General features: G+C 66.2%; 7 protein-coding genes. All 7 read right to left on the bottom strand.

The window, feature by feature from the left end:
• Window positions 1-701, bottom strand: a 701-nt coding sequence (gene tsf, locus JOZ76_RS26430; RefSeq protein WP_291703642.1) for a translation elongation factor Ts, incomplete at its 3' end; no start/stop codon positions are given.
• 118 nt (window positions 702-819) lie between these two features.
• Window positions 820-1,821 (bottom strand): 30S ribosomal protein S2, encoded by a 1,002-nt coding sequence (locus JOZ76_RS26435; RefSeq protein WP_291703644.1) that lies wholly within the window; start codon window positions 1,819-1,821, stop codon window positions 820-822.
• A 231-nt stretch (window positions 1,822-2,052) separates the two neighbouring features.
• On the bottom strand, window positions 2,053-2,787 hold the full coding sequence (locus tag JOZ76_RS26440; RefSeq protein WP_291703650.1) for a carbonic anhydrase: 735 nt from the start codon (window positions 2,785-2,787) through the stop codon (window positions 2,053-2,055).
• Between the two features lie 218 nt (window positions 2,788-3,005).
• Window positions 3,006-5,417, bottom strand: coding sequence for a caspase family protein (locus JOZ76_RS26445; protein ID WP_291703652.1), 2,412 nt, complete (start codon window positions 5,415-5,417; stop codon window positions 3,006-3,008).
• Between the two features lie 417 nt (window positions 5,418-5,834).
• Entirely contained in the window at window positions 5,835-6,800 is a 966-nt protein-coding gene (locus JOZ76_RS26450) for an FHA domain-containing protein (RefSeq protein WP_291703654.1), read from the bottom strand.
• The gene (locus JOZ76_RS26455) at window positions 6,797-8,122 is read right to left on the bottom strand and encodes a S1C family serine protease (RefSeq protein ID WP_291703656.1); all 1,326 of its coding nucleotides are present in this window, start codon (window positions 8,120-8,122) and stop codon (window positions 6,797-6,799) included. The genes JOZ76_RS26450 and JOZ76_RS26455 overlap by 4 nt, the downstream gene beginning before the upstream one ends.
• Before the next feature lie 166 nt (window positions 8,123-8,288).
• Window positions 8,289-9,509 (bottom strand): helix-hairpin-helix domain-containing protein (locus JOZ76_RS26460; protein ID WP_441300102.1); only part of this gene is annotated, 1,221 nt, incomplete at its 5' end.

A 9,509-nucleotide genomic window follows, 5' to 3' on the forward strand; every position in this document is an offset into this window, starting at 1 on the left:
ACGATCTTCTCGATCACGTTCTCCGGCTTGCCCTGCTGACGGTACTTGTCGGCGAGCACATCCTTCTCACGTTTGACCAGCGCCGGATCGAGACCGGCGGGGTCGAGCGCAAAAGGCTTTGCTGCCGCGACGTGCATGGCAAGCTGACGGCCGAGAACCGCGAGTTCATCGATCTTGCCTGTGGATTCGAGAGCCACGATCACGCCGATCTTGCCGGCTCCCTCCACCACTGCATTGTGGACATAGCTCGACACCAGGCCGTTGCCGACCTCGAGCGAAGCAGCCCGGCGCAGCGTCATGTTCTCGCCGATGGTCGCAATGGCGTCGGCAATTGCGGTCTCAACCGTGACGCTGCCGACCTTGGCAGATTTGATCTTCTCGACATCGGCGCCGACCTCGAGCGCGACCTGGGCGATCATCTTGACGAGGCCCTGGAACTGATCGTTGCGCGCGACGAAGTCCGTCTCGGAATTGACCTCGACCAGAACGCCCTTCGTGCCCTTCGTCAACGCGCTGATCAGACCGTCAGCGGCGACGCGACCGGCCTTCTTCGCGGCCTTCGAAAGGCCCTTCTTGCGCAGCCAGTCCTGCGCGGCCTGCATGTCGCCCCCGCTCTCGGTGAGCGCCGCCTTGCAATCCATCATTCCTGCGCCGGTCGATTCGCGCAGGTCCTTGACCATCGCCGCGGTGATTGTAGCCATTTTCAACGTCCTCTGCCTGTGCAAACGCGGCGAAGCCTGAAAGGCTCCGCCGCCATTCGTCAGGGATGTCTATCAAACGAAGATCGAAGCCGGTGTGAACACCGGCCAAGGTGTCAGTTTATTCCGGTTCCGCGGTGAGGATCTTGGCCTGCGCGACCCAGGCGTCGGCGCGACTCGGCAGGCCGACCTCTTCGCCGATCTGGTGGGCGATATCATGATTGAGCTCGGCGAGCTGCCAGTAATGAAAGATGCCGAGATCGTTGAGCTTCTTCTCGATCGCACCCGACACGCCGGTGAGCTTCTTGAGATCGTCGGCGGTGCCGCGCGGACCGGCGAGGCCCTGGAAGGCGGAGGTCTGCCCGGCAGGTACCGGCAGCTCTTCGCGGGCCGGCTGCGCGGAGGCGCCGACGTCGATTCCGGCGTCGCCTTGTGCGCGCGAAATGCCGTCGATCGAGGCGCGCGCCACGAGATCGCAATACAGCGAGATCGCACGCCCGGCATCGTCGTTGCCCGGGACCACATAGGCGATGCCCTTGGGGTCGCAATTGGTGTCGACGATCGCGGCGACCGGAATGTTGAGTCGCTGGGCCTCCTGGATCGCGATGTCTTCCTTGTTGGTATCGATCACGAAGATCATGTCGGGCAGGCCGCCCATCTCCTTGATGCCGCCGAGCGAACGGTCGAGCTTGTCGCGCTCGCGCTGCAAGGTCAGCCGCTCCTTCTTGGTGTAGGAGTTGGCCTCGCCGGAGCCCAGCACCTCGTCGAGGTGCCGCAGGCGCTTGATCGAGGCCGAGATCGTCTTCCAGTTGGTCAGCGTGCCGCCGAGCCAGCGCGAGTTGACGAAATACTGCGCGGAGCGCCGCGCCGCGTCGGCGACGCCGTCCTGGGCCTGCCGCTTGGTGCCGACGAACAGGATGCGGCCGCCCTTGGCCACGGTGTCGCTCACCGCCTGCAACGCACGATGCAGCAGCGGCACGGTCTGGGCGAGGTCGATGATGTGGATGTTGTTGCGGGCGCCGAAGATGTATTCCGCCATCTTCGGATTCCAGCGGTGCGATTGGTGGCCAAAGTGCACGCCAGCTTCGAGCAGCTGGCGCATGGTGAATTCAGGTAGCGCCATTGGTTCAGTTCTCCGGTTGGTTCCTCCGGAAACGTGTGAGCAAGCGGACCTGATCGGCCCGGCTGCCACCGGACGGCCTTTGAGAGCCATGTTTCCGTGTGAGATGGCGCGCTATATAGCCGGTTTTCGGCCGGACGCAAGGAAATAAGGCCGGTTTGAGGGCCATTTTCGCCCTGCTCAGTCCGGTCCCGGGTATCCACCGACCCCGCTTTTTTGGCTCGCGGAGACTCCCTACCCGATCAGCTCGACCTTGCCGCTGTTCAGGCGGTAGATCCCGCCAACGACCCTGAGCTTGTTCTGCTCCACGGCCGCATTGAGGACCGGGGCAGCCGATTTCAGCTTCGCCACGTTGTCGATCACGTTCTGCCGGATCGCGCCAGCCAGGGGATCGCCGGCCCGCCCCGATGCCGCCTTCACAGCGGGCCCCAGCGCTGTGACCAGCGACGGCAGATGGCCGGGCAGCGTGCTGTTGTCCTTGAGCGACTTCATGGTCGCGTCGATCGCGCCGCAGGCGTCGTGACCGAGCACCAGGATCAGGGGTGTCGCGAGCACCGCGACCGCATACTCCAGGCTCGCGATCACGTCGTCATTGGCGAAATTGCCGGCGACGCGGCAGACGAACAGGTCGCCGCGGCCGCTGTCGAAGGCGTATTCCGGTGCGATGCGGGAGTCGGCACAGCTCAGGATCGCGGCATAGGGATTCTGGCCTCCCGCCAGCGCCTCGCGCTCGTGGCGGAAATCATGGCGACGCGCCACGCCCTCAACGTAACGCTCATTGCCTTCCTCCAGCCGCTCCAGCGCGGCATCGGGCGAAACGACGTTCTCGGGTTTTGGCGGCTTCTTCGCCTCTTTCGCGCCCGCCGCAGTCGCCAGCGATAGCCCGATGGCTGACGCGGCAAAAAAAAGTGCTGCACGCCGTGACGGCGCAAATGAAAGCAGCGAGTTCGTCCTGCAATTCTCGCACATCCCAGAAGCTCCGGTGGAGCAACCAGAGTAGCAATTCGGCGCTGATTCAACCAGAACCATGACGCGCCGCGAGCGCGAGTCCCGCCGCGTTACTGCTGCTCCGGCTCACCGCCTCTGTTCCGAATCTGCCAGTTGCCGCTCCTCGAGTGCCGTTCGGGCGAAAATGCAGCGGCGATCGCCTGGACCGCGCGCGGTGCGGTCCAGGCCCTCGCTCGGCCTCAGCACTTCGCTACATTCGGCGGACACTTTTTGGACTGGGCCGCCGGTGCCGGTCTCGGCGGTGGCGGTGCCGCGGGCCGAGGTGGCGCTGCCGCAACATGCGGCGGCGGGGGCGGAGGCGCCGCAACGTGGGGCGGCGGTGGGGGCGGAGCGGCATGCACCGGTGGCGGCGGCGGGGCCGGTCTTGCCATCTGCGGCGGCGGCGGGGGCGGCGCCGCGTGCTGAATTTGCGGCCTCGGCGCGGCTGGCGGTGGCGGAGGCGGTGGCGCGGTCGGCCTCACCGCGCTGATCGCCGGTCGCGCGGCCGATGGTGGCGGCGAAGGCGGCGATCCCGGCCGCTTCTCCTCCAGCGCCGCGCTCGGCGCAGGCGGCGTTGGAGCGGGCCTTGCCGCCGTCGAGGGTGGCGATGCTACTGGCCTCCTCCCCTCGAATTTCTTCTCCTCCAGCGCGGCGGCTGGCGGAGAGATCGCCCCGGGCCTCGCCTGCGGCGCGGGGCCGGCGGGGGACGGAGGCGGCGCGAGTTTTGCGCTCGGAGCAAGATTGCCGGTCGCGGGCCCGGACGCTGGCGGCGAGGTCGCCGGCGACAACCTGGCGGCATTGGGCGTCATCGTGCCAGCAGGTGCTGTCGCGGTATTGGGCGTCGCTGCACCAGCCGGCGCCGTGGCAGCTGCGGGGCCTCCTTTGCCGGTCGGCGGAAGCTGGTTCCCCGTTGGCAGCGTGTTCTGACTTGGGGTTGCCGGCGCCGTAGCGGTCGCATTGGCCTTGATCACGGCCGGCGCCGTTGGATTGGCCTGGAACGCGCGCATGGTCGGCGAGGGTTGCAGCTGGTTCTGCTGGATCTGCTGCGCCTGTTTGCTGACCGAAGGCGGCACTGCGGGGGCCGTCCCGACCGCCTGACCAGAGGCGGCCGCCTTGGCCAGCGCCTGGAATGAGCTGCCGGCCGTTGCGGGCTGCTGCTGGTTGATGACGTTGTTGATGACCGTCGTGTTGTGGATGTTGTTGAAGATGATGTTGTTCGGCGGCGGCGCGACATAGACCGGCGGCCGGACATAGACCGGGATCGCCACGAAGACCGGCTGCGGCAGGACGAACAGGCCGACCGGCGGCGGCGGCGGCGGCAGCACCACGAAATCCGGCGGCGGCGGAGGGAGGAAGAATACCGGCGGGGGCGGCGGCGGCGCGAAGGCGAACACGGGATCGTCAAACACCAGCACCGGGCGGTCGACGTAGACGATCTCCTCCGGCGGTGGCGGCGGCACGTCATAGTCGAGCATCGCAAAGCTCGGCGGCGGCTCGAGCGGCGCGGTCAGGATCGCCAGCCGACGCCGCGCATCCTCCGCATGCGGTCCGTGCGGATAGCGCCGCAGATACGACCAATAGGCATCGGGGGTATCAGCACGAAAAGTGCGACGCCACGTGACCGCCTCGCGCCGCGCGGCAAGGATCGCCCTTACCCGCCTCGCAAGGGGATCGTTCGGATAGGCGGCCAGAAAATCCTCGTAGCCTTGCAGCGTATCGCGCGCGAGCGCCGCGCTGAACGCCTCGGGTGCGCCGAGGTCGCGGATCGGCTTGTCGCGCATCGCCATCGCCTGGTCCGGCGCGGATTCTTGCGGCGCATCCGGAGCGCGCTCGAAGAAGTAAAAGTCGCTATCGAGCTTCTGGGCGTCCCATGGAATCTGCCCGCCCTTCGACGTCTCGCTCACGCGCAGCCGCACGCGGTTGAACACCTCCGGCAGCGGCAGGCCGCCGGTGCGGATCATTTCGGCAAGCGCCTGGGCATAGGCGCCGAAATTGCCCTGCTCGGCCGGCGCCACCGTGCCCGGCGCCGCATTGAAGGCGATCAGCATCCGCGCATCGGGTTCGACCAGTGCAAGTCCGCTTGCGATCTGGCTTTGCACGAAGGGCTGCTGGTGCGCCGCATCGAGCACCACGATGCCGGCCTTGAGCTGCAAGGTCCCGAACTGGCGCATGTAGTCGGACATCCGCAATCCCTCGACCGGGATATCGGTGTCACGGCTGATATTGGAATCGACCGGAACGAAATAGTTCTCGCCGGCATACTGGATGCCGTAACCCGACAGATAGATCATCGCGACGGTCCCGGGTCCGGAAGCCGCCGCCTTCTGGATGAAATCGCGAAAGCTCTTGCGCAGGGCGTCGCCGTCGAGATCACGCGCACCGACGACGTCGAAGCCGGCGGCCTGCAGGGTCTGGGCGATCAGGCCGGCATCGTTGGCCGCTGTCGCCAGCGGACCGTTGGCATAGGCGCCATCACCGATCACGAGCGCAATGCGCTTTTCGGATTGCGACCCGGCCTGCGGCCCCTGCGCGGCGGCCGGCGCGACCAGCGCGGCCACGATCAGCGCCGCCAAGCCGATGGGCAGTAGTCGGGAGCAAGACAGTCGAACCATGTGATTCCCCTTTGTGCGGCCGCACGAGCTGCCTTGCTGCAACGATCGGACGCTTCGCGTCATTGTTGCCGAACGTCCCTGCAGAAGACTCTTGAACCAAAATCGTCCTGCAATCATGGATGTCCGCGCCCCTTGCCGCAAAACTCGTGAACCGTGGCGGACCGCTGCGCAGGCCTTCGCAAATCAAACGACAACGCCAATTTTCGATTTTCGGTTCCGGTCGGACCGCCGGCCTCGCAAATCAGCCGCAGTCAAGACCTGTCGGGCTGAACCGGAGTTGAACAGGCGCGCTCCGCCATCATAGCGGCACAATCTTGGCGCCGCCATGGCAAATGTCAACGCGCGGCAAGCGCATCGCTGAGGCGAGTCGCTCGCCGCAAGACGCGCGCCGCAAGGACTGCAGCCGCTTGGATCCGATCAGAACCGACCGCTGTCGTCGGGCCTCGCCTTGGCGCGATCACTGTCGAGCGTCGCCTTCAGCGCGGCAATCTCGCCGAAGAAACTGTCCTGATCCTGGAGGCGGACGGCGCGGAACGCCGGGGGCATCAGCACCTGTGTGATGCCCTGCCGGCCCGAGGCGGAAAACGCCTCCGAGCGCTGGATCGTCTGCACGGCAATCGCGGTCACCAGCAGCGCGGTCACGATCAGGCCTTTCGGCCAGAGATGTGTCGAGCCGACTTCGCGCAGGTGCAGAAAGCAGGTCATTCCGAGCAACAGCCAGGCGGCGACATATTCGTAGCTCGCAGGCACAGACCAGGTCCATGCAAAGCCGAGATATTGTACGAACTCGTTGTAGAATGTGAAGACGAGAAGCCCCGCCAAGGCGATTAGCAGATTGCTCAGGAAGCGGGCGTGGCCGGAGAAGATTCGCGCCAGCAACGCCCAGATCCCGACCCACCCGATCGCCGTGGCGGCAACGGCGAGGAGCTCCGTCACGTAGTGCGAAATCCGAGGCTCGCCGGTCTCGGTGAGCCATCGTTTGAGCACGTCCACGCCCAGGATCAAGGCACCGAGCGCAACGGCCATGACCAGTCGCCGTCGCCCGCTGTGAACAGGGACGATCCGCTCAACTTCGACCTCATGCGCGTTGTCGCGGATACGCAGGAACGTCTGTCCGATGCGGATCGGCATCTTGCCGTCGGTGATGATCCGTTCGAAACGCTCCCGGCCGCGGTCCAGGAACATTCCGTTGGCACTGCCCAGATCCTCGACGACGAGCCGTCCGGCATCGTCACGGAAGACGCGCAGATGCCGTGCGGCCACGTAGGGATCATCCACGACGACATCATTGTCATAGCCGCGGCCGATGCGCGCTTCCGGGCCTGCAAGCCGAAGGCGGGTCGCAACATCGCGATGGCGCGAAAGGATCTCGACCCAGATCATCTGATCACCTCGACCGTCTCGAGAAAGCGCTTGCCGAGCGCGACGGCCTCGTCATAGCCGACGGCTTGCAGGCTGAGCCGCGAGACCAGTGCCTCCCTGCCGTCGTCCTGTGTCACGGCGACCAGAGACACGTCGTAAAGCCCGTCGAATTCGCGATAGGCCCTGGCGCACCAGATGGCCCGGAGCGGCGGGTGCTGCGGTCCGGGCACCGCTCGGACGAAATCCTCGTGACAGCGCTCCGAGGTGTACCATTTGCGAAGCGGTCCTGCGGTGAGCAGGCGCGGCTGGGCCTGCTGCGTCAGGGCGCTCGCGAACTGAAACTGGTTGAGCTCCACGGCAGTGACCAGGGAATGGTCGATCCGGATGGCGCCGGTGTTGAGATCCTCGGCGACGAATACGCTGGTGTCGCTCGAACATTCGGTCGTATCGATCCTCGCGCGCGGCTTCGGCTTGGCACCCATATTGGTTTGCGCCCAGCAGTTGAACCAGGTGGCGGCCGAGTCCGGCGCCCGGTAGGGCCCGAGCGCATTGGAGCGGAATCCGGCCTCCGCAAACGATGCGTACAGCGCCGCCCGCCATGCGCCGAGCTGCCTTGCGATATCGGCACGTAGATTGGGTGTGCCTTCCTGCGTGCTGACGCGTCGCAGCAGCGCCTCGGCGAATTTGGCCGGCACCAGGAAGCTGACGAGCTGGCCGCCCCTGCGGGTCGCGACGTTGATGCCGACGATGAGACCGTCCGCAGTCACGGTGGGACCGCCGCTCATGCCGGGATTGAGGGCGCCGGTGAAATGAATGCGCTCGTTGTAGCTCTTCTCGACCAGGCCGTTATAGGTCCCCTCGACGATCGTAAAGCCGAGGTCGAGCGGATTGCCCATCGAATAGAGCCGCTCGCCCTTTTGCGGCCCGGTCCCCTCGATCGCGGCCTTGTTGAAGGCGAAGAACGGCGCGTCATGCTTGTCGAGACGAACGATCGCAAGGTCATTCGGCAAATCGACGCCAAGCAGGGTCACATCGCCGTGGCTGCCATCGGCCGCTGCATATTCCAGCCGATAGGTTCCCGGCTCGAGGGCGACCTGCGAGACCACGTGATAATTGGTGATCGCAAGGCCGTCGGCCGAAACCAGGAAGCCGGATCCGGTCGAGGTCTGGCGGGCGGCATCCACGACCAGCGTGCGGATCTGCAACAGGCGCGGCGGAGCCGCGGCATAGATGCCTTCGGCGGCCGATGACGGCGCCTCAGATGCCGAGGCGGCCGGAACGGCTCCGAAAAGCTGCGATGTGAGCGCGACGGATGCGAGAATAGCGCGGAACAACAGAGACATGCGACCCCACGGCAGACGAGCGCAGGTCGCGCCGAGCTCGCCCCGTTTCGACCGCACGACACCTCATGCCAAGAACCGCGTCCGGTTTCAACCATGCCGATTCGGGACGGCATGGCGGCGAACGCCGATCCGCAACCTTGGCGTGTTCTGCGAGTGTCGCGCGGCGCTACAGCGTCTGCACGTCGACCACGCCCGACACCGCCTTGATGGCGCCCGCGATCTGTGGCGAGACCTTGAAGCGTCCGGGCAGTTTCATCTCCACCTCGGTCTGAAGGTCGAGCATCATCACCAGCGAGACCTCGCCATCGCCGCCATTGGCGCGCGCCGCCGGTGCGGGCGCCTTCGGCGGCAACCCGCCATTGGACGACGGCGCCTCCGGTCCATGCAGCCGCTTGACGATCGAGTCGAGCGGCCTGGTGTCACGCACGAAGATGCGCAGGCCCTTCTGGGTCTTTGCCGCGGCGTCGTCGAGCGGCTCGGCATGCAGGACGCGCGCGCGCACGTCCTCGCCCTGCAGCTCGGCCCCGAGTTGCAGCAGCACCGCGGCCCCCGGCTCCAGCACATCGCGATATTGTGCGAGCCCCTCGGAGAACAGCACCGCCTCGAAATGGCCAGTCGGATCGGACAGGCCGATGATGCCCATCTTGTTGCCGGTCTTGGTGCGCCGCTCCATGCGCGAGACCACGGTCGCGGCCACCTTCCCCGCGGTCGCGCCGGTCTTCACGGCGCGCGAGAACTCGGCCCAGGTCTGCACGCGCAGCCGCTTCAGGGCGGTGGCGTAATCATCGAGCGGATGACCTGAGAGGAAGAAGCCGATCGCATCATATTCGCGCCGGAGCCGGTCGGCCGGCAGCCACGGTTCGATCTGCGGCAGCATGATGGTCGGCGCGTCGGCCGCATTGCCGAACATGTCGTTCTGGCCGGAGGTTTCGGCCTCGTGGCTGCGCTGGCAGGCGGCGAGAATGGCGTCGGCACCAGCAAACACGCGCGCGCGATTGGGCTCCAGCGTGTCGAAGGCGCCGGCCGCAGCCAGGCTCTCGATGATGCGCTTGTTGATCGCCCGCGGGCTCACGCGCGCGGCAAAATCCGCGAGCGAGGTGAACAGGCCGCCCTTCTTGCGCGCCTCCACGATCAGTTCGATCGCCTGCGGACCGACGCCCTTCAAGGCCGCGAGCGCGTAGTGGATGGCGCCGTCGGAAACCTCGAAGGTCGGACCCGAGCGGTTGATCGATGGCGGCTCGACCTTGACGCCGAGCCGCTGCGCCTCGGCGCGAAACTCGGAGAGCTTGTCGGTGTTGTTGAGGTCGAGTGTCATCGAGGCCGCCAGGAACTCGACCGGATAATGCGCCTTCATATAGGCGGTGTGATAGGAGACGAGCGCGTAAGC

It is taken from the genome of Bradyrhizobium sp. (assembly GCF_019244115.1).
Taxonomy (GTDB): domain Bacteria; phylum Pseudomonadota; class Alphaproteobacteria; order Rhizobiales; family Xanthobacteraceae; genus Bradyrhizobium.